The 20,490-nt window shown below is 44.8% G+C and carries 19 protein-coding genes and 1 pseudogene; 9 read left to right on the top strand and 11 right to left on the bottom strand.

Going from position 1 to position 20,490, the window contains the following annotated elements; translation table 11 throughout:
- Positions 1-61 precede the first annotated feature (61 nt).
- From ETF27_RS04725 to ETF27_RS04690, 7 genes are all read right to left on the bottom strand, one after another.
- Positions 62-598, bottom strand: a complete 537-nt coding sequence (locus tag ETF27_RS04725; protein WP_130829036.1) for an FHA domain-containing protein — start codon at positions 596-598, stop codon at positions 62-64.
- 6 nt (positions 599-604) lie between these two features.
- Positions 605-1,588, bottom strand: a complete 984-nt coding sequence (locus ETF27_RS04720; RefSeq protein WP_130829034.1) for an HU domain-containing protein — start codon at positions 1,586-1,588, stop codon at positions 605-607.
- 566 nt (positions 1,589-2,154) lie between these two features.
- On the bottom strand, positions 2,155-3,204 hold the full coding sequence (locus tag ETF27_RS04710) for a relaxase/mobilization nuclease domain-containing protein (protein ID WP_130829030.1): 1,050 nt from the start codon (positions 3,202-3,204) through the stop codon (positions 2,155-2,157).
- Positions 3,194-3,619, bottom strand: a complete 426-nt coding sequence (locus ETF27_RS04705; protein ID WP_130829028.1) for a plasmid mobilization protein — start codon at positions 3,617-3,619, stop codon at positions 3,194-3,196. Before ETF27_RS04705 ends, ETF27_RS04710 begins: the two co-directional genes overlap by 11 nt.
- 362 nt (positions 3,620-3,981) lie before the next feature.
- Positions 3,982-4,440 carry a DUF3408 domain-containing protein gene (locus ETF27_RS04700; RefSeq protein ID WP_130829025.1) on the bottom strand — a complete coding sequence of 153 codons (459 nt, stop codon included), beginning with the start codon at positions 4,438-4,440 and terminating at the stop codon, positions 3,982-3,984.
- A 9-nt stretch (positions 4,441-4,449) separates the two neighbouring features.
- A complete protein-coding gene (locus ETF27_RS04695; protein WP_130829023.1) occupies positions 4,450-5,424 on the bottom strand; it encodes a toprim domain-containing protein in 975 nt (324 codons plus the stop codon).
- Between the two features lie 237 nt (positions 5,425-5,661).
- Positions 5,662-6,999 (bottom strand): VapE domain-containing protein, encoded by a 1,338-nt coding sequence (locus ETF27_RS04690; protein WP_130829021.1) that lies wholly within the window; start codon positions 6,997-6,999, stop codon positions 5,662-5,664.
- 592 nt (positions 7,000-7,591) lie between these two features.
- Here ETF27_RS04690 and ETF27_RS04680 point away from each other — a divergent pair.
- On the top strand, positions 7,592-7,894 hold the full coding sequence (locus tag ETF27_RS04680) for a helix-turn-helix domain-containing protein (RefSeq protein WP_130829019.1): 303 nt from the start codon (positions 7,592-7,594) through the stop codon (positions 7,892-7,894).
- Between the two features lie 11 nt (positions 7,895-7,905).
- Positions 7,906-8,211: a helix-turn-helix domain-containing protein gene (locus ETF27_RS04675; RefSeq protein ID WP_130829017.1), complete on the top strand. Its 306-nt coding sequence runs from the start codon at positions 7,906-7,908 to the stop codon at positions 8,209-8,211.
- A 66-nt stretch (positions 8,212-8,277) separates the two neighbouring features.
- Here ETF27_RS04675 and ETF27_RS04670 read toward each other — a convergent pair whose 3' ends face one another.
- From ETF27_RS04670 to ETF27_RS04660, 3 genes are all read right to left on the bottom strand, one after another.
- Positions 8,278-8,556 (bottom strand): hypothetical protein, encoded by a 279-nt coding sequence (locus ETF27_RS04670; protein ID WP_130829015.1) that lies wholly within the window; start codon positions 8,554-8,556, stop codon positions 8,278-8,280.
- Positions 8,557-8,596: 40 nt separating this feature from the next.
- Entirely contained in the window at positions 8,597-10,084 is a 1,488-nt protein-coding gene (locus ETF27_RS04665) for a hypothetical protein (protein WP_130829013.1), read from the bottom strand.
- Between the two features lie 319 nt (positions 10,085-10,403).
- Positions 10,404-10,607 carry an HU family DNA-binding protein gene (locus ETF27_RS04660; protein WP_158635977.1) on the bottom strand — a complete coding sequence of 68 codons (204 nt, stop codon included), beginning with the start codon at positions 10,605-10,607 and terminating at the stop codon, positions 10,404-10,406.
- 453 nt (positions 10,608-11,060) lie between these two features.
- Here ETF27_RS04660 and ETF27_RS04655 point away from each other — a divergent pair, with 453 nt between their 5' ends.
- From ETF27_RS04655 to ETF27_RS04630, 6 genes are read left to right on the top strand one after another with little or no spacing between them, the layout of a single operon-like run.
- Positions 11,061-11,675, top strand: a complete 615-nt coding sequence (locus ETF27_RS04655) for a TetR/AcrR family transcriptional regulator (protein WP_007175325.1) — start codon at positions 11,061-11,063, stop codon at positions 11,673-11,675.
- Between the two features lie 27 nt (positions 11,676-11,702).
- Complete coding sequence (locus tag ETF27_RS04650) at positions 11,703-13,490, top strand: ABC transporter ATP-binding protein (protein ID WP_147785552.1); 1,788 nt, start codon at positions 11,703-11,705, stop codon at positions 13,488-13,490.
- Positions 13,487-15,262 carry an ABC transporter ATP-binding protein gene (locus tag ETF27_RS04645; RefSeq protein ID WP_147785551.1) on the top strand — a complete coding sequence of 592 codons (1,776 nt, stop codon included), beginning with the start codon at positions 13,487-13,489 and terminating at the stop codon, positions 15,260-15,262. The genes ETF27_RS04650 and ETF27_RS04645 overlap by 4 nt, the downstream gene beginning before the upstream one ends.
- Positions 15,263-15,274: 12 nt before the next feature.
- Positions 15,275-17,647, top strand: a complete 2,373-nt coding sequence (locus ETF27_RS04640) for an efflux RND transporter permease subunit (protein ID WP_147785550.1) — start codon at positions 15,275-15,277, stop codon at positions 17,645-17,647.
- A 12-nt stretch (positions 17,648-17,659) separates the two neighbouring features.
- Positions 17,660-18,439, top strand: coding sequence for an outer membrane lipoprotein-sorting protein (locus ETF27_RS04635; protein ID WP_147785549.1), 780 nt, complete (start codon positions 17,660-17,662; stop codon positions 18,437-18,439).
- Positions 18,440-18,449: 10 nt separating this feature from the next.
- On the top strand, positions 18,450-19,796 hold the full coding sequence (locus tag ETF27_RS04630) for a DUF1302 family protein (RefSeq protein WP_376744091.1): 1,347 nt from the start codon (positions 18,450-18,452) through the stop codon (positions 19,794-19,796).
- 27 nt (positions 19,797-19,823) lie between these two features.
- Here the strand turns inward: ETF27_RS04630 and ETF27_RS04625 are convergent.
- Positions 19,824-20,057: pseudogene (locus tag ETF27_RS04625) on the bottom strand (Arm DNA-binding domain-containing protein); the annotation flags it as partial.
- Positions 20,058-20,086: 29 nt separating this feature from the next.
- Between ETF27_RS04625 and ETF27_RS11640 the strand changes: the two are divergent.
- Positions 20,087-20,209, top strand: coding sequence for a hypothetical protein (locus tag ETF27_RS11640; protein WP_255418138.1), 123 nt, complete (start codon positions 20,087-20,089; stop codon positions 20,207-20,209).
- Positions 20,210-20,490: the final 281 nt, after the last annotated feature.

The raw sequence follows: 20,490 nt of genomic DNA, 5'->3' as shown, positions 1-20,490 counted from the left end.
GTATCTGCTTTAACATGAGAGCAGACAAATTAAGTGTAGGTGTTGGCGTCGCGCACACAAGCTAATCCGTCGTTTCCGGCGTATGCAGAATAATGCTTGTCGCCCCTATGGTGAACAACGTTCCGTTGAAGATTATCCTACGTTCGTTGTTTGCCAATAATTCATTATCGACAAAGGTTCCGGTATAGGAAGGTCCGTCTTGCAACGAATATTTTAATTTTCCATTCTTGTCTTTTTCGACATAAACGACACAATGCGTCATATCCACACTCGGATCAACCGTTTCTATCGGACAGTTAATGGGATTGCCCTTCATGTATCGCCCTATGACATTCGCTCCGAGATGCAGAGGAATGGCTTGGTTGTAATGGAACACGTTTTCTATGACTTGCAACCATCCATATTGAGTTTCTGATACATTGTCCTTGGCTGCAATATTCTCTTCCGCCTGTGTTCTTCTCAATTTTGAAACACCTATTCTTATCCCGAATTGTTTATGACATTGAGGGCACTCAAAGACCAAACGTTGCCCGGATTTATATTTTGTCTCGTCAAAGATGATGAAATCATCACATTTCGGACATTTTACACGTTTCATATCTGGCTATTCTTTCACTTCGAGAATCCACGACTGGCTGAATGCTGCCTTCGAGCGCAATGAGTTCAACTCCTCTCTGGCTGCTTGAGCCGAATGGAACGACCCATATAAAACTTTGATGCTTTGTCTCCCATGATGAACATAGGAATGGGTGTAACCGTCCTTATGGAGTTTCTCAACGAATGACAAGGCATTTTTCTCTGTTACATGACTTGCCAAAACAATAGCCCAATGATGCTTTGCCTGATCGGTTTTTGCCTGTTCGGTTTTCCTCGTTTTCGCTTTGATCATTGGGGTGGGGGAGATTTGGGGCTTGCTTTCATCAATGACATTATATAAGACCCCGCTTTTCAATGGCTCTTGAACGTTCCCCGCTCGTTTTTGCTGACTGGTAAAACCGGCTATGAATACAAAAGTCAGGACGACTACAGCCAAAGAAGCATCTCTCAACGCTTTCATGCTGATGCTCAGCCGCCTGTCGTTTGTTCCCTCAACTGTTTCCACATAAATGAATTTCGGCTTTGCCACACACTCTTCGGGATGGGCTTGATTGTGATTTCCCATCTCTCGCAAGTTACGGTTCATCTCGTAGCTTCCAAAGCCGTAATATTCCGGTGCAAGTATTCCGCCATCGATAGGCTCAAAAACAAGTTTTCCATCACCGTTCTTGCTCAATTCTCCCAAATCGAACAATTCGTATGTTCCTTTTTCTTCTATAGTTGTGAGAATGTTCTCTACTTCTTTGTCCATCACTCTTACGGCTTCAGGATAACCCATGTCGTAAGTGTCGGCAATTGATTGCGCCAGCAAAGAATCATTCAGTTTCAATGCCGGATTGAACCCGATGGTTCTTCCGGGAGGGAGAAAAAGCGCATCATCGGCATCGTAGCGAGCTTCTACTTCATGGGCTACAAAGCCTCCAAGTCCGGGCACGATGACGCAGTCATTTTCCAAGAGCAACACTTCTATATGACGGTCGATTCTTATCATGTTTGCAAAAATAAGCAATTTTCGTGTAAATTCCAAGACAAACGGGATAAAACTCAATAGTGTCCCAAATAATTTTGTGCCCCACACAAGGTTTCATCAAATCATGAGACTTGCTGTTTTTTGTTCCAATTTTGAATAACACATACCTCCTCATGACTCAAAATCGTATTCAGGTAATGGTAAACAGGCTCTTGGCAGCGAACATTCGACCCGACCGGCACCGCGAAATTACATTACAAAAACCGCATCCGGGACGCGTTTCATAATCCATTGATAATCAGAATAATATGAATTGTGATTTAAAAGCTTGGCTTTTGCACTGCAAGATAATTATAAAAATATATCTATCTGAAAATAAAGAAGTTACCTTATTGACACAACTAAACAGGTAACGATTTGGAAACGAGCGAGCTACTTGGCTTCGCTGTTTTCTGCCTAACAAAGAACGCTTGTTATTCTGTTTGCAAAGATAAGACTTTGTTACCGAATAACAAGCGTTTTTGATGAAATATTCTTCTTTCTGCATTTTTGATTGATTGTCTGGTTGTGGGTTATATTCCTCTTCCTCATCTTTTCTTTCTATTGGCTTGGTATCTGAGTTTACGCTGCCATGCTGCTTCGGCATAGTCATCACCATGTGCGGATGGTGTAATCAAATCGCCCAATCCTTCCACTGCTTCATCGGCTGCGCTAATGGCTGCATCTGCCATTGTACCGATAGCCTGTGCAATCTGCGGAGTTTCTTTTGATGCTTGTGGTATGTATGAACGGCTTTTAGGTACAAGTTGGTAGCCTTTATCAGGTTGTTCTTCCTTTTCTATTGGCTCTTGTATCGTTCGGCGTGGTTTCTTCTGTTCTTCCTTGTTGGTTGCTTCAAAGTTCTTCTGCAAGGAACGGTAGCCGAACTCCCTGCCGATTTCGGAAGCCTTGAAGGTTTGTTCTGCATATGAGAACTTCAAGCCATAGACCTTGCCCTGCTTGTTCTTCAAGCGGTCAATGGAAATGCCGTTCTTGTTCAATTCATAAAGGAACATGGAATACCCGGTGATGCCTGTACCTTTGTACTTGTCAAGCAAGGTGTAGCAAATCTTCTGCATCTGCTGCTTTGTTTGCTCTCTTGTAGGGCTGGCTTTTTCCTTTTGATGTTTCCTTTCCGCCTTGACCTCCTTTGCGATGGTCAAGCCTCTCTCCCTGCTTATTTCCTCTGCTACCTTTGCTGCCCTGTTGCTTACAAAGGTGGTATCATAGACCTCTCCATAAAGGCTGATACGATTGGCAATAATATGGATATGCCTGTTGTCGGTGTCCTTGTGCGTTACTGCCACCCATTGGTGGTTGTCAAGTCCCATTCGCTTGGCAAACAGATGGGCTATTCCCATAAGCTCGGATACAGGCAGTCTTTTCTCGTCTTGTGGTGCGATACCGATTTCAATACGCAGGAACTTGTTCCTGCAACGGCTGTTGTAGTCACTGACCACTTTCATTTCCTCATAGATAGTCTTTGGCTCCCTGCTGCAAAGATTATGGAAGGCAAGCCGACTACCGAGTTTGCCCTCTCTGAAAATATAGTCTAAAGCTGTGCTGCCATGCGATATCGCCTTACATTTACCTATCATCTCTTGTTAGATTTAAGACCTTATATATTTCATCGTCCACACGAAAATGCGGGTCGTAAAACCGCTTAAATGCCTCTTTGGCACATAGCGAAAGGTTCTTGGTGATATGTAGCCAATCCTCGTCCTTAACCTTGATGAGATTGGAAATCTGCCCATAAAACCTTCCTGTATGCTGAAGAATGGCAATGGCTTCCCTCTCATTGTCTGTCATCTTGGGAACGGCTGTTACTTCTCTGTTAAGGAGTATCTCACGGCAGTACTCTGAGAACTTCCGCCCTGTACTTTCCGCTTTTGACTTGATACGATGCTTCTCCTCTAAGGTGCATCTTGTCTTGATGAACTCCGTTTTGTTCATCCGCTGTTCTTCTTTATCCAGTTGCTGCCATTGGGCAGCTTTTCCTTTGTATCTTTTCATATAAGTTTCTTTGAAAGTTAATCATTGCAGATGATTCGTTGTTACTTAATTCCCGAACACTGACCGATGAGAACGGAGTGATTACGGTCTTATCTCCCCGATAGTCTGACGAGGGGAGCAAGAGCAGTTTGTGGGTACAAACTGACGTCTTGCAATGTCAGCTAACGAAACGTTTACGCACAAGGCGTTTTGCTGCTTGAAAGTGAATGCTGTGCATTCTATGTTTAACTGTGTTCGTGGTGTTCTCATCATTCAGTATGTTTGACAAATGTCTGTTGATATGTTCTCTAAAAAAGGGTTGAGGGTTTTGAGTGGAATAATAGCCCCTTTTCCCAAAAGTCTTCGCCCCCTTTTCCTGTGCCTCACAGCTTTCTCCACTTCTCTATGTCCTCACCATACTCCTCCAAATGAATGCGCACGATGTTCTCCACGAAACTTGAAAGGTTGCTGCCCCTGTTGCCTAACCTGCGCACGATGAAGTAGGCATGCTCCTGCGTTTCTCGGCTCAGATAGACCGCCTTCCGGTTACTCAGTCTTGTTGGGACAAGGTAGGTTTGCTTGTAAGCTTCGAGCGTTTCCCGTCTCATCTTGGCACTGACGCGCCTTTGAACGGTTGCATTCTCTGTATGCTGCGCAGGTTCAGAGTGCGTAGTGTTCTCTGTGTCCTGTTCGTTAGACTCTTGAATAAGCCTTGCTTTCCTTGCCCGAAGTTCGGCAATGATATGTTCAGACGAATTTTCTATCTGATTTAGTCCAAAATACTGCTTGGTGGAATGGATGGTATTATCCATTCCCTCGTTACTGACTTTTTGCTTTTCCATGTTTTTATCTCATTTTATGTTTGACTTGTTTTGATTTTGCTCCGTAACCGACATCCGTGTCCGTTCCTGCGCTTTCTGCTGCTCCTGCTTACGCATACGGCTGACATGAAACTCGTTGAGGTCTTTGAAGTCCTTGTAATATCGGGACATATCCTCCACCTTGAAACCTGCCTTGACGAAATCATTGGTAGTCCTTCGCCCTGCTTCATCATTATCAAGGAAGGCACGGATATGGGATAGGTTGTGGTTGTTCAGATAGCGAACTGTCCTTGCCACATTGCTGACGGAGTTCATCACAAGGCAGTGGCTGGCTATCTCCTCTTTCATTGAAAGAAAGGAGAGGAAGTCCATAAATCCCTCAAACACGCAAATTGGCTGTATTGGGTTTATTATCTTGTCCGTAAATATGGAAGTAATGTCCTTCGGGGCTATCGTTCCCTTGAACGAGTGATTGTCTCGAAGCTCATATCCTCCCGACAGGTTGGCAAAGCCGATGGCTTGATAGCGCCTGCCTCTTACCTCATAGCTGATACATTTAAGGAAAGCCTTTGCCTTCTCCAAATTAATGCAGCGTACCTTTGTAAGATACTCCTGCAAATATGGCGGCAGGGTGTCTGATATGCTTATCAGTCTCCTTGCCTCGTTTGCAGCCATTGTAGGTTGTAAATTATTAGGCACGAAGTTTTTACGAGAACTACATGGTATATTATCGGAAGCGGTCTGTCCCAAACGACAAATGGCTTCCGATAGCGTGCAGCCCTCCAAACGCATACAGAGGTCGATAATGCTTCCGCCCCTGCCTTCGGCATAGTCTATCCAAAGGTTCTTCTCTGTGTCCACCTTGAAACTCGGATGTGTTTCTGCACGCAGCGGTGAGCGGTACAACGCATAGACTGGTGTTCTGCGTACAGGCTTGATGCCTTTCCTTTCAAGATACTCCACGATGGGGTATTGCTTGATGCGTGATAAATCTTCTTCTTTCATTGTGATATGTTTTAATTGAATTGATTGAATAATTTGTGTTTGAATGACGATGGTGTATTTGAATGATATTTGAATGGTAGGTGAATGATTATTGAAAGAAAATCTCTTTTCAGAAGTTTTTCCCCTCCAAACTTTTTCATCTTTCTTCTTACTACATACTATTTTAAGTTAAGTAATTGATTTTCAATGTATTTTTTGTAGTACCAAGTCATACTACGAACTTACGACATACGGCTACTACATTTGGTTGCTGCAATAACTTGGCAAGGGACAAGGGAGAATCTTCCTTACCTTATATACATAGATGGGACTGCCACCGTCACGCCTTCGGCTTCCTTTCTCAAAGCCTGCCCTCCTAAGGGCTTCGCCCATGTGCTTTAAGGACAAGGGATGATGCGTGTAAAGTCCCAAGTAGGTGATTACCTCAGTGGTGGTCATATAGGTGCATTGGGGATTATCCTCCGTTGGCTTCTCGAAGCAGCGCAACAGTAGTTCCATTTCTGCGGTCTGCACTTGAAAGTCCTCACTCTCCCTGTATAGTTCCGTTATCTCTTCATCGTCAAACCAATAGCGGAAACCTATGCTCAGCAAGGCTTTCGCTTCCGCATAGACATTATCCATAGAAACAGCCTTTGCTCGCTCAATATCTATGGAAAGCACTTCAAAGGGCAGAAACCGTCTGCTGCCTGTGGGGTCGGTAAGGAAATCGTTACCATTTACCGATGCAACAAAGCTTGCCAAGTGGGGATGCTCTTCCACGTACTTGTCGTAGGGCATGCGGTACTTGACCATCGGACAGGTAATGAGGTTCTTCAGTTCGTTTTCGTCACGCTTGTTGAGGGCTTTGAGCTGGTCGTCAATGTTTACGATGAGATTTTGCCCTATATAGGTAAGCGTGTCCTTCTCCTGCGGATATATCTTGCCCGTGTAGCTGTAACCATGCAAGGCAGGAGGACAGAGCAAGTCAAGGTATGTTGTCTTGAACTTGCCTTGCTCACCTGTCAGTACAAGACAGGTATGGTTACGGCATTCACGGTTGTCCATGGCGTTGGCGACCACTGCCACGAGCCATTTGGTAAGGTATGGCAGCCATTTGTCGGAGTTGCGCACCACAACGCAACTTGCCAAGTCTGGAATAGCTTTCAGTGAAAGGGAAGAAATATCACAACAGCTATTGTTTTCATTTTTTCCATTACTTTTACTGCCATAATCATTACTGTTGCCACTGCTATTACCAATATTCACCGAGGGCAATCCCTTGAAATACTCCTGTATGGGGTTGATACGTGGAGAGAAGCTGCTTTCTATGATGGAATAGAGATTGTCGGAAGAAGTAACGATGCCCACATAGTTATCAAGTTCCCTGCGGAGCGTGTTGATTTCATAGCGACCCACTTTTGAGAAGTGAGTATCGTCCTTGCCCCTGTATTCAGTTCTTCCCAACACCGTGTTGTACCTAAACTCATAATAAGAGGAGAGATAGGTTTCTATCTCACCATTTTTGGAGGAAGTCTTCCTTTGCTTAGGCATATTGTTTCCTCCCTTCGATTTACTTTTATCTGCATTCTTCTTCATTATATGCTTGGTTTGGTTTCAGAGAGTGAAGTTATTACGAGAACTGGAAAGTTCCAAGCATTCGGAGAGTGCTTGCATAATGTTGCGTTCATTCGCAATAAAGTTCGCACGGATTTTTGAAGAGACAGGAAAAGAAATAACTGATTTAAGCCCGAATTAAATCAAAACAGGGGATAAAATAGCAAGGAAAGATAGAGGTCGAAGTGTACCCCTTTGCACACGTTTGCTGTATTCTGCACCGATATTGCAAACAATAGAATCAGCACAGGAATAGGGTAGCTTTTGTCCACACCAAGAGTGCTACAAGGTGCCACTTAAAAGAAGTATGATAGAATAGGACATGCACCGCCCTATCTTTGCGCCAAACAGACGGTGAAAGAAGAAAACAGAGAAAGAATGCGCAAACGGCTGCCGATAAAATGCATTAGTTTTTCCTTGAAGTTCCCGATATTTCCCTGCTGTTCCCTACTGCTTTGAAGTATGACAAACTCATCATACTTTTGCAGGCATAAACGTGCGATGAAACGCAGAACAGACAAAGGTGTTGTCAATACCAATAAGACAAAAGTACAAACAAAACAACAATAGAATTATGGGATATTTTATCATTACGGATTCAAACTGGGCAAAACTGAGGAACGAGATACTCAGTCTTGCCGAGACCTGCCACAAGGCATTCGGAGAACAGAGCAGGCACACCGATTGGCTGCACAACGGCGATGTATGCAGGTTGCTTAATATCAGCAAGCGTACATTGCAGCACTATCGGGATACAGGTGTGTTGCCTTTCTCCCAAATCGGGCATAAGTGCTACTACAAGTGTGAGGACGTGGAACGATTATTGGAGACCAAATCAGAGAAAACAAAAATGGAAAGACCTGAAATTAACAAATAAATTCGAAGATTATGGAACAGGTAAGAGATTTGAACATGGAGGCGGATGATATGCAGGTGGTGCTGTCCGCTATCAGCGGAGTGAGCAAACGGATTAAGGAAGTGGCAGAAACACACAAACCACTGTTTGGTGGTGAGCATTTCCTAACAGGTAAGGAGGTGTGCGAGCGGCTGTATATCAGCCTCCGTACCCTGCAGGACTATCGGGACAGGAGGATTATCCCCTACACGCAATTCGTAGGGAAGATACTCTACAAGGCTTCCGACTTAGAAAGAATCTTGGAGAAAAACTATAAAAACAGCAAATTAGTAATATAAAAAAGACACCTGTATAAGAGATTATTATATCATCCTGCACAAGTGCTATGCCATCATCTGTAATAATTATATTTCCAAATTCAAATCTTTAGCAAACTTCATTATCGGCCAATTTTTCATATCTACTTTTGTCTGCTCATCAACCTTTGCATAATGGTATTTTGCAGCAGTTTTTTCTCCTAATAGCAAATAACAAGCAAATTTAAAAGATTCATCTTTTGTTTGATTTATTACATTTCTAATTTCAAGTTGTTCTTTTTCCGTAAATTCTCTATTTCGCTTAATAATTTGACACTTATTTATCGTCATTAAATCACATGGGAGATCACTATGCGTTTCTTTCATGAGCCAATCTTGCAATTTTTCTGCTTGACTTATCAATTCTTTATTCTTTATTCTTTGTTCTATCGTAGGCTGCTAACATCTGGAGTACACTCATATTAGCCAAATTGAAAGTTTCGGGATTTTCTTTAATTATTTCCTTAAATGATGGTATCTGTTGTCCCCAATTTATATTGGAACAAGTACAATAACGTTCCAATGTCATTGCAACAAATACTGATGCTGGATAAGTTTCTCCACTATCCGTTTTACAAGCAAAGACCACTGTTTCTTCAAAAAAATCCTTCAATCTATAATGGTATCTTCCTTTTTCTGCCCGTATTTCTGTTGTAAGCAATAAAATACAAATATCTTGAATCTTTATTTGACACAGAACTTCCATTTTCTTTTTGGTTATGTATGGCTTATGATACAGAAGGCAGCTGTGTAACAATTCTAATAAATTCCAGTCTCTTGCTTTCAGTTTATTGAGCTGCAAATCCTTTGTTATATGAAGAGTGTCAAAGAGATTCTTTAGTTTTTTCAACACCTCTAAGTGTTCTTCCTTTTCTCTTTCTTTTATTATATCATTACTTAGTACAAAATCTATCTTGATGTTATTAAATAAAAAATGTTTGGCACGATATGCTTCTAAGAGAAAATCTAAATCAACAAGGCGATGTATAAAACTCTGTGTCAGGTTGATTTGTATTTTTCCGATACATCCCTCTTCATCAAGAAAGATTTCTATACTATCTCCAACAATAATAGAAGTTTTGCCTGACTGGTATTTTGCTTTTACCATCTTATAATAAATTCGCTCTCCAATTCTTATGGTAGCTTCACGCTCTGTCATAAAAGACAGTTTGCATGGTCCTTCCTTGAATGGCAATATTCCGTTTGCTGTTTTGGCATAAAGATACCTATAAGATGAAGTAATTTGATTCCATGGATTTTTGTTGTTCTCTACAATAACGGTAAATTCAAATTGCCGTCCTAATTGTTCATCGGTTAAGTCCTGTATGGATGGAAGTTCTTTGGCATATCTGACACTAACTTGTTTACCTAAATCGTCATAAAAAGTAAAAAGAGACTTCTCTAACTCTTTTATCTTGTTAGGCATTGGGGATAATTCTATGGTTGTTTTTGTCTGCCCCTTTCCTTTCTCAAGCAATTCTTTCAATTTAACAATAGGCAAACAAGTATAATACCCTTTCTTTTCAAATCCCCCTGCTTCATGTTCCCGAAGACACACAACAAAAAATAGGACACCCTTGTCGTTATAGAAATTTCGCAAATCTGCCATTTCCGCACGGTATTTCATATTCCCTTTAGGGAAAGACTTTATATTATGTCCTTTTACTTGTACAGGGATTTTCCCCAGTAAATTGTTCTTTTCTCCACTTGAATTGGAATATAAGAAAATATTACCATCCCATGATGGTGTCCTATCATTATCATCAATATATGGAAACATCCGTTTCGACTTGCGAATTTCTGTTTTTATGAAATCTACAGCTTCCCCTTCTATCCATTTTGAATTTCCTGCCATATAGATATTGATTGTCGTTGTTTGAAATCAATGCAAAGTGCGTACCAACAATATCTTTATTATCGAATCTGCCATTTTTTGCAGTGTCATAACTACCGTAAGGACATATCAAACACCTTCCTGTATAAGATTTGACATTTTCTGTTTGAAAACAAAACAGGCGCAAGCTCTATTTCGAAACAGACCTTGCACCATACAAATTAGAGAGTTATAAAAAACTTTCGGTTACGGGTTGATGATTGCTCCACCGCCCGAAGAAGAATCATCCGAGGCGACTTCGCCTTTCCTTTCCTCTCACTCGATGTCCACAACCGCCAGTCTACGCACGGCACGGCAGCCGCCACCTGTGCCCCCCCCTCGTGCCGCCTCCACGGAAGCGGGTTTCGGGAATGAAGCGCACACGCACGCTGTTGATGAGTGCGGCGGTTACTTCCTTTTCTGTTGCCACGCCGTTATTGTTCGTCGCAGCCGTGAAGTAGAATGAGCCTATGCCGCCGAGTCTCACCGAGCAGCCCTGTGCCATATACTCCGCCCTTCACGTTAGCGACCACTGCCAAAAGCTATTTAGATGAGATCTCTGCATAAGTCCCCTGACTGGGGGGATATAACTTATTGGTAGGCAGATATTGTGTTTCTGGCAAAATGGAGTTTTGCAGAGGCCTCGGATAATATTGTATCCGCTTTCAGAGTTGCACACTACGACACGACTGTCTAATTAGAGATTACTTTCTGTGAGAGGGTACTATTATAATTTATGCCCATTATAAAATACCCACTTTTAAGTATTGCGAAACTTGTTCACACCTCGTACCTTTGCAGCAAAGAAAATACAAGAGTATGATCAAACGAAAGTACCATATTATATATATGGATATACACCCCTCCACTATCGAAGCGCACTGTTCAAGAAAAGAACAGTGCGTTTTTTTTATGAACAAAATTGAACAACGTTCACTATTAACCCTTTACCCTAATTATGCAAACTCTGAAAGATGATATTCGGCAGCGCATCATCGCTACCGCCCGTGCAGAATTTATCGCACATGGTGTACGCTGCACCTCCATCCGCACAGTGGCTCGCAAGTCAGGTGTCGCTGTAGGAAACCTATACAATTACTTTAAGAGCAAGGACGAACTGTTTTGCGAGGTGCTGCGGCCTCTCACCAAGGCATTGAACAAACACATCCTGTCGCACAATGACGAAAAGTTCCTGTCGATAGACGTGTTCAACATGCGGCAACACCAAATAGATTACATCTTTGCCATGCTTGCCATCATCAAAGACTTTCGTCCAGAGCTTCGACTACTCCTATTCAACTCGGAGGGTACGTCGCTACAAGGATATAAAGACAAGATGGTGGACAGACAGATGAAAGTGGGTATGGAATACCTGCGACTGATGAAAGAACGCTATCCACATCTCAACGCCAACATTTCGCCATTCTTGGTTCACATCAATTGCTCTACATGGATAACCGTTTTCTGCGAGATTGTAGAACACGAAGATTACAGCGACGAGGATATCAAAGTTGCCTTGGAACAGTACATGGACTTTAGCATGGCAGGTTGGAAAGCATTACTGAAACCATAAGGACTAAATTTTAAAAGACAATAATATATGATGAAGACTCTCAAACGTTTAGGAGCTTACATGGGAGGGCGCAAATACTTGCTGCCATGCTCCGTAGCACTGTCGGCAGTCAACGGACTGCTGTCGCTTGTCCCGTTCATACTTTTGTGGCTCGTGGTGCGCACACTACTAATCGCCAAGGGCAACCTCTCAAACACACCCCTTATAGACTATGCCCTATGGGCTTTTGTCATATCGGTGGCAAACGTGTTGCTCTACTTTTTGGCACTGATGCTCTCTCATCTTGCAGCATTCCGTATCGAAACCAACATGAGGCGCAAAGCGATGCAACGACTGATGCGTGCACCATTGGGTTATCTCGATGAACAAAACACGGGACGTATGCGCAAAATCATTGATGAGGATTCGGGACAGACACATACTTTCGTGGCACACCTGCTACCCGATGTGGCGAGCTGCATCGTTGCTCCGATAGGTGTTATCGTACTGTTATTCGCTGTGGATTGGCAGTTGGGTACGGCTGCAATGATACCTCTCATTGGTGCGATAGGCATTATGGGATATATGATGAACCCGAAGAACAACCAATTTCAAAGGCTCTACCTTGATGCGCAGGAGAAGATGGGGGCAGAGGCAGTGGAATATGTCAGAGGTATTCCCGTGGTCAAGGTATTCCAGCAGACAGTCTTCTCATTCAAACGTTTCTACGATAGCATTATCAGCTACCGCGACCTTGTCATCAAGTGTACGCTTGTGTGGCGCACGCCAATGTCATTTTATATACTTGCTATCAATGCCTTTGCCTTCATCCTCGTTCCTACTGCTATTATCCTGATAGGACTCGGTGGAGATACAAGCACAATTATCGCCAACGTGATACTTTATGTGGTGATTGCACCGCTCATCGCTTCCAACGTGATGAAAGCCATGTATCTCAGTCAGGATCTATTCATGGCAAACGAGGCTGTGGAACGATTAGAGCAGCTCACTGATATTGCACCGCTCTCGCAGCACGACGAGCCAAAACGTGCAGAAGCGTATGACATTCGTTTCAACAACGTTTCGTTTCGATATGAGGGAGCGGAGAAAGATGCAGTGAGTCATATCAACCTTACCATTCCCGAAGGAAAGACGGTTGCATTCGTAGGAGCGTCAGGCAGCGGAAAGACCACCATAGCAAGATTGATACCCCGTTTTTGGGACGTGCGTCATGGCAGCGTTACCATTGGAGGTGTAGACGTGAGGGACATGCGCAAGGACGAGCTGATGCGCAACGTGTCGTTCGTCTTCCAAAACACCCGTCTGTTCAAAACTTCGCTCATCGAAAACCTACGTTACGGCAATCCTGATGCAACGACTGAACAGATCAACCGTGCCATCGACCTCTCACAAAGTCGTGAGATTATCGACCGGCTACCACAGGGATTGGATACCGTTATCGGTGCTGAAGGTACTTATCTTTCGGGAGGTGAGCAGCAGCGTATTGTTCTTGCCCGTGCCATTCTGAAAGATGCCCCTATCGTCGTGCTCGATGAGGCGACTGCCTTTGCCGACCCCGAAAACGAACAGCTTATCCGTAAGGCGCTGGCACATCTCACACAAGGAAAGACCGTGCTAATGATAGCTCATAGACTTACCACTGTGCAGGATGCCGACAGCATCGTAGTTGTGGACAATGGCGAGATTGTCGAACAGGGTACGCACGAGGAACTATTGAGCAGGGAAAAGCAATACCACCGTATGTGGAATGAATATCAACAATCCGTTTCGTGGAAACTATCATCTATTAAAAGTCATAAAGTCATAAAGTCATGATTAAATATTTTCAAAACCGTTTCGCTCTTACGGAAAAAGGGGCAAAAGACTTGCGGCAAGGCATCATCTTTTCGACACTGCTCAACCTTGTGCTGATGCTGCCACCCACTTATTTGTTTTTCTTCCTGATGGAGTATCTCGATAATATGCCAATGAATGCCCCTCATACGTTGTGGTTTTATCTCCTCGTGGCAGCAGGGTTAATGGTCGTGATGCTCGTCGTGATTCGTCGGCAATACGACAGCACCTATACCACCGTATATAATGAGAGTGCGCAACGCCGTATCTCCTTAGCCGAGAAACTGCGCCGTTTGCCTCTCGCCTTCTTTGGTGAGCGCAATCTCTCCGACCTCACTGCCACTATTATGGAAGACTGCACACAATTGGAAACAACGTTCTCGCACGCCATTCCCCAACTGTTTGCTTCTGTGGTAAGCATTGTCATTATCGCAGCGGGAATGTTCTGTTACGACTGGCGATTAGCCATCGCTGTGTTTTGGGTAGTACCATTTGCCTTGGTGGTGCTGTTGGTTTCACGAAATCGAATGGACAAGGCTTTTACACGTATCTACCACATCAAACGAGGAGTGAGCGAACAGATACAGGAAGGACTGGAGTGTGTGCAGGAAATCAAATCGTACAATGGCGAGGACGAATATAACCAGCGGTTCGACCAGCGATTAAAAACATTGGAAAAAGGACTTGTTGCCGGTGAACTCTTGACAAGTGTGTTTGTCAACATCTCCGCTGTATTGCTTAAACTGGGCATGCCTACCGTCATCGTTGTAGGCGCATGGATGCTTCAGCGTGGCGACGTGTCGGTGTTCGTCTATTTGGCGTTCCTCCTTGTTTCGGCAATGGTTTATAATCCTATTCTTGAAGTATGCAATCACCTTGCCATTCTTACTTTTCTCGATGTGCGTATCAAGCGAATGAAAGAGATGGAGGCAATGCCCATACAGACGGGCGACACCGAGGTGGAAGTTTCAAACTATGACATTGAGTTCCACAACGTCAGCTTTTCCTACGAAACAGACAAGCAGGTGCTTCACAATGTTTCATTCACTGCCCGACAAGGCGAGATAACCGCACTCGTTGGTCCCTCAGGTGGTGGCAAGAGCACCACTGCCAAGCTCGCTGCACGTTTTTGGGACATCAATCGTGGGAAGATAACACTGGGCGGACACGACATCTCTGACATAGAACCAGAGACGTTGCTCAAAAATTACGCCGTAGTATTTCAAGACGTGATGCTCTTCAATGCCTCTGTTGCCGACAACATACGCATAGGAAAGCGAGACGCCACCGATGAGGAGGTAAGGCATGTGGCACGATTGGCACAGTGCGATGACTTTATCAATCGTATGCCACAAGGTTACGACACGGTGATAGGCGAAAATGGGGAAACCCTTTCGGGTGGGGAGCGGCAACGTATCTCCATAGCCCGTGCGCTCTTAAAAGATGCTCCTGTGATACTCTTAGACGAAGCAACCGCCAGCCTTGATGCCGAGAACGAGACAAAGATTCAGGCTGGTATCTCTGAACTGGTGCGCAACAAGACCGTCATCATCATTGCGCACCGCATGCGCACCGTATTGGGTGCCGACCACATCATAGTACTCTCGGGCGGAACAGTCGTGGAGCAGGGTACACCCAACGAACTAATGGCGCACAATGGAACTTTTGCACAAATGGTAAGACTGCAACAAGATACTCCTTCGGCAAACATCTCATCAGAAACAGAAAAAAAAATAAAAATAGAAACAAAATAAAAGGAAGCAATCATGAAAATCGAAAAAATCAACAACCTTTTCAGGCAGCTGGCGAACTGGATTTTGCGCCATCGGCTTATTGTGGGTGTGCTGTTTGCGGTGGTCATCGCCTTTTCGCTCGTTGGAGCCAAGCGCATCGTGGTAAGAACTTCATTCGATGACTATTTCCTAAGCGACGACCCTATACTGCTCAAGACCAACGAGTTCAAGTCTATCTTTGGAAACGACTACTATGTGGCAGTGCTGGTAAAGAACAAGGACATCTTCTCCAAACGCAGTCTCACGCTCATTCGTGAGCTGAGCAACGAACTGAAAGATAGTTTGTCGTATGCCGACAAGGTAACATCGCTCACCGACCTTGAGTTTGCCTCTGGTACGGAAGAAGGTATGACCATAGAGCAGATTGTACCCGAGCAAATTCCATCGGATGCCGCTGGACTGAAAGAAATCAAGCGCAAGGCTTACAGCAAACCCTATCTGGCGAAGAAAATGGTATCGACCGATGGAACAATGACATGGATCATGGTAAAGCTGCGCCCCTTCCCTGCCGACAGTGTGTGGAAGAAGACAAGCGACATGGCTCCCGACATGATTACCGGGAGGGAAGCAGGACATATCATAGGCAAGGAGAAATATGCAGAACTTTCGCCCGCTGCTGCGGGAATGCCTTATCTGAGCTATGAGAAGGTGGTCTATCTCAAGGGCGAAATGGGACGATTGTTCCTCTTCGCATTTATCATCTCTATTGTGGTAATGCTCATCGTAACTCGTTCGCTACGTGGAGTAATAGCGCCATTGCTCACCTCTGTCTTAGGACTGCTCATCAGCTTTGGCATCATCGGCTGGACAGGCATCTATATCGACATGACTACCATGATGATAGCCGTCATTCTCACCTTTGCTTGCTCCATTGCCTACAACATCCACCTGTACAACTTCTTCAAGACGCGCTTCGTAGAGACAGGTAGGCGCAGGCAATCCATCATCGACGCGATGGGCGAGACCGGTTGGGGCGTATCGCTCTCGGCACTCACCACCGTGGCTGCCATGATGACTTTCCTTTCCATGAACATCGTACCCATGCAGGCAATTGGTATCAACACATCAATCTGTCTGCTCGCCATACTGATTACCTGCCTTTTCATGACTCCCCTTCTGTTGTCGTTTGGCAAGGATAAAAAACCAGCTGTCAACATGTCGAAGAGCTTTGAAGGCTATATTGGCAATCGGTTTGAGCAATTCGGAAGCTTTGTGATACGCCATCATCGGGGCATTGTTGCTTTGTCGGTGGTGCTGACGATTTTCTGTGGCATCGGACTCTTCTTCATCGAGCCAGCGTTCGACGTTGAGAAGACAATGGGGAGAAAAGTGCCTTACGTCAACAAATTCCTCAACCTTTGTGAAACGGAACTCGGCTCCATGTATGCCTACGATTTGATGATTACGCTGCCACACGACAACGATGCCAAGAAACCAAAAAATCTACAAAAGCTCGACCAATTGTCAAAAATTGCTGACGGTTACAAACTGACCAAACGCCACAACTCCATTACCGACATCGTGAAAGACATGAATTGCACGCTCAACGGAAACAAGCAGCAATTTTACACCATTCCCGACAATGCCGATATGGTGGCACAGTTGCTGTTGCTGTACGAAAACGCAGGAGGAACGGAGTCGGAATACTGGATGGACTACAACTATAAACGGCTAAGGCTACAAATAGAACTGAAAGACTACAACTCCAACGAAGCAGAAAAGGAAATGAACAACCTTCAGGCGGAGGCACACCGTCTCTTTCCCGATGCACACGTTTCGGTGGTGGGAAATGTTCCGCAATTCACCGTCATGCAGCAGTATGTGGAGCGAGGACAAATGTGGTCGATGATGCTGTCGGTATTGGTGATCGGCATCATCCTCGTTCTGATTTTTGGAAATTGGAAAGTGGGACTCGTAGGGATGATACCCAACATTGCCCCTGCCATTATCGTAGGTGGAATGATGGGCTGGCTGGGCTACCCACTCGACATGATGACCGCTTCGCTCATCCCGATGGTCTTGGGTATCGCAGTTGATGACACCATTCATTTCATCAACCACAGTCATGTGGCATACGACAAATATGGCAACTACAAAATAGCCATCAACCGCACCTTCCGCACCGAAGGACTTGCCATTGTGATGTCCACGGTTGTCATCTCGGCTACATTCATGGGTTTCGTCTTTTCCGATGCCACACAGATGAGCAACTGGGGCATACTGGCTGTAGCTGGCATGGTATCGGCTTTGTTGGCTGACCTCTTCCTCACCCCTATCCTCATAGACTATCTCCACATCTTCAAGCAAGAAAAAGTAAACATCAACAACACTCAAAATAACAATTAAATCAAAAAAAATATGAAAACAAGAAATTTTACATTGCTGCTCATCGCCCTGTTGGCAATTGGCAGCGCACAGGCAGCAGGACTGTCTGGTAGGGATATTATGCAAAAAGTAAAGAACCGACCTGATGGCGACACACGCTACGCTACCGTAGAGATGACGCTCATTCAGCGAAGTGGACACAAACGCATCAGAAAACTCAAGTCATGGGCTATGGACGTAGGCAAGGACACAAAGAAAATTATGTTCTTCACTTATCCCGGAGATGTGAAGGGAACAGGATTCCTCACATGGGACTACGACAATCCACGCAAGGTGGACGACAAGTGGCTCTATCTGCCTGCCATGAAAAAGACAAGACGCATTAGTGGTAAGTCGTCGAAGACCGACTACTTCATGGGTAGCGACTTTACCTACAACGACATGAGTATGCGCAATGTGGACGAGGAAAAACACCAGCTCCTGCGAGAAGAAAACTTAGGCGGACATAGATGCTGGGTGGTACAGTCGATTCCCAATGACAAGGACGAAATCTATACACGTCGAGTAACGTGGATAAGACAAGACTGTTTGATGGCTGTCAAGGCTGAATACTACGATAAACTGAACAAGCTACACCGCCGACTCTCTATTTCCAACATCGATAAAGTACAGGGCTTCTGGACGATGCACCTCATGCAAATGGAAAATGTGCAAACGGGACACAAAACCATCATTCGCATGAACAACCAGAGATTCAACATCAAGGTGGCGCCCAACCTCTTCACCGTTTCCAAATTGGAGAAAGGACTCTGACATGAACCTGATACAACTATCCACTCTCTTGCTTGTGCTGATGTTCTCGGCACAAGCATCAGCCCAAATCGACACGCTGCAAACAGAGAGCGACACCATTGTTTGTGAAGATACCATTATCAGTTTGGAAAACACTGTTGCTGGTTCGGAAGAAGTTTTGGAAGAAACATTCGAAACTACCGACGACAACGCTTTGCAGGTGCAGGTGAAAGGTTTCCTCGATACCTATCACGCTGTAAGGACAGAGGAAAAAGCCGACTGGATGGCATCGAGGACTCGGGCACGAGGAGAACTGAAACTTGAAAAAGGGGCGGCTTCGCTCTTTGTGTCGCTGAACGCTATCTACAACGGAATACTCAAAGAGCGCACGGGACTGGAGCTGCGCGAGGCTTATCTCGCCTATGCAAAGGGTAATCTTGACCTGCGTGTGGGACGACAGATTGTGGTATGGGGGGTGGCAGATGCGCTGCGACTTACCGACTGCGTGTCGCCGTTCGACTACACAGAATTTCTTGCACAAGACTATGACGATATTCGTATGCCTGTCAATGCCCTGCGTGCTAAGTACACAATGGGAGCGGTTACGCTCGAGGCGGTGTGTAATCCTGTAGCCGATTTCTTCATACTGCCCACAGATGAGCGCAATCCATGGGCAATACGCCTTTCGTCCTCACCATTGCCCTATACGATAGACTTGGAAAGTGGAAAGCCAGAGAAACGACTGAAGAATATGGAGTTTGGTGGACGCATAACCGTAAACCAAAGCGGAGTGGATTTCTCTGTGAGTGCCTTGCGGACGTGGAACAAACAGCCTGCCTTTTGTCCTGAACTGTCGGCTAATGGGAAATCGCTTCGCATAGTCGGGAAGTACCATCGCATGACTATGCTCGGTGCCGATTGCTCACTACCCATAGGTAAGTTCGTTGTCCGTGCCGAAATAGCCGACTATATAGGCGAGGCGCAGAGTGTAGGCTTGGGACAGAATGCCGTGCAGCGCAACTCCCTCAACGCCCTTGCAGGACTTGATTGGTATCCGGGCAACGATTGGAATGTAAGTCTTCAATACTGCCACAAATACACTTCGGGCAATCTTGACGGACTTTCTGCCTACCGCAATGCTGGACTTGCCACCGCACGGCTCGCCAAAGAACTGCTGCGCAACACGCTGAAACTCTCCACCTTTGCCTACATTGATGTAACAAACGGCGGCATCTTCAATCGTTTCTCGGCTTCCTATTCTCTTAACGACCAAATCGAACTCACCGCTGGCTACGACTATTTCCATGCCGACAAAGGCAAGTTTCAAATGTACAGTAAGAACTCCGAAGCATGGGTAAAGATGAAGTACAGTTTCTGAAATACGTTGCGAATAAAGAATCGATGTAGACTGATAGGCTGACTGGATGGACAGCAGCAAGTTCTCCAACCTGCCATTCACTTCCACCGCCTCACGACTTTTTCCGCCCATTCTGCTCTCACGGGGATTCCACAAATCGGGATTGCAGGAGAGTTTGCAACTGAACTGTGCGATAGAACGTCCGATGGTTATCCGTCCCATAATCGGTGCCTTACCCGACTTGTCCAGACCGCTCTTTTTAAGGTAGAGCAACACCTTCATTTTTTTGTTTTCATACGCTTTGATGTTTTGTGGCAAAATCAGCAAATTCAAAGCGTTCCTCACTTATGCAGAAAACTGCCGACCGCAGCAACAGCCACACGAGCGAAAATAATTCAGTTACCGAACATTGCTCCATCGTTACCTATGACTAAATCGGGTAACGGTTTGGTAACTGAACTTCTGCCTAAATCTGCACATTATGACCCTTTTTGAAAAGAGCACTTCTATGCAAATTATTCCGTTTCCTGCTCATTATCAGTCTGTTTACACCAACTTCGATATTTCTTCATTTTCGCTGATTAGTTGCACTTCAATTCATGACCTTTTGCATTGCAAAAGCTTACCTTTTGGAACGCGAAAGCTAAGCTTTGGATAAACGAATGAAGAATATTTAGGACACCATTGGATAATGATATGTCTTTTCCTGAATTCA

The organism is Prevotella brunnea (assembly GCF_008016795.1).
Taxonomy (GTDB): domain Bacteria; phylum Bacteroidota; class Bacteroidia; order Bacteroidales; family Bacteroidaceae; genus Prevotella; species Prevotella brunnea.
The sequence above is the reverse complement of the archived record's forward strand: the minus strand, read 5'-3'. Positions and strand labels throughout refer to the sequence as shown.

Bases quoted from the DNA above. Each gene is read 5' to 3' on its own strand.
- ETF27_RS04670 (WP_130829015.1), bottom strand. From the start codon at position 8,556: ATGAAAGAAACGCATAGTGATCTCCCATGTGATTTAATGACGATAAAT.
- ETF27_RS04635 (WP_147785549.1), top strand. From the start codon at position 17,660: ATGAAAACAAGAAATTTTACATTGCTGCTCATCGCCCTGTTGGCAATT.
- ETF27_RS04665 (WP_130829013.1), bottom strand. From the start codon at position 10,084: ATGGCAGGAAATTCAAAATGGATAGAAGGGGAAGCTGTAGATTTCATA.
- ETF27_RS04650 (WP_147785552.1), top strand. From the start codon at position 11,703: ATGATGAAGACTCTCAAACGTTTAGGAGCTTACATGGGAGGGCGCAAA.
- ETF27_RS04720 (WP_130829034.1), bottom strand. From the start codon at position 1,588: ATGATAAGAATCGACCGTCATATAGAAGTGTTGCTCTTGGAAAATGAC.
- ETF27_RS04640 (WP_147785550.1), top strand. From the start codon at position 15,275: ATGAAAATCGAAAAAATCAACAACCTTTTCAGGCAGCTGGCGAACTGG.
- ETF27_RS04690 (WP_130829021.1), bottom strand. From the start codon at position 6,999: ATGAAGAAGAATGCAGATAAAAGTAAATCGAAGGGAGGAAACAATATG.
- ETF27_RS04655 (WP_007175325.1), top strand. From the start codon at position 11,061: ATGCAAACTCTGAAAGATGATATTCGGCAGCGCATCATCGCTACCGCC.
- ETF27_RS04705 (WP_130829028.1), bottom strand. From the start codon at position 3,619: ATGAAAAGATACAAAGGAAAAGCTGCCCAATGGCAGCAACTGGATAAA.
- ETF27_RS04645 (WP_147785551.1), top strand. From the start codon at position 13,487: ATGATTAAATATTTTCAAAACCGTTTCGCTCTTACGGAAAAAGGGGCA.
- ETF27_RS04680 (WP_130829019.1), top strand. From the start codon at position 7,592: ATGGGATATTTTATCATTACGGATTCAAACTGGGCAAAACTGAGGAAC.
- ETF27_RS04695 (WP_130829023.1), bottom strand. From the start codon at position 5,424: ATGAAAGAAGAAGATTTATCACGCATCAAGCAATACCCCATCGTGGAG.
- ETF27_RS04660 (WP_158635977.1), bottom strand. From the start codon at position 10,607: ATGGCACAGGGCTGCTCGGTGAGACTCGGCGGCATAGGCTCATTCTAC.
- ETF27_RS04725 (WP_130829036.1), bottom strand. From the start codon at position 598: ATGAAACGTGTAAAATGTCCGAAATGTGATGATTTCATCATCTTTGAC.
- ETF27_RS04710 (WP_130829030.1), bottom strand. From the start codon at position 3,204: ATGATAGGTAAATGTAAGGCGATATCGCATGGCAGCACAGCTTTAGAC.
- ETF27_RS04675 (WP_130829017.1), top strand. From the start codon at position 7,906: ATGGAACAGGTAAGAGATTTGAACATGGAGGCGGATGATATGCAGGTG.
- ETF27_RS04700 (WP_130829025.1), bottom strand. From the start codon at position 4,440: ATGGAAAAGCAAAAAGTCAGTAACGAGGGAATGGATAATACCATCCAT.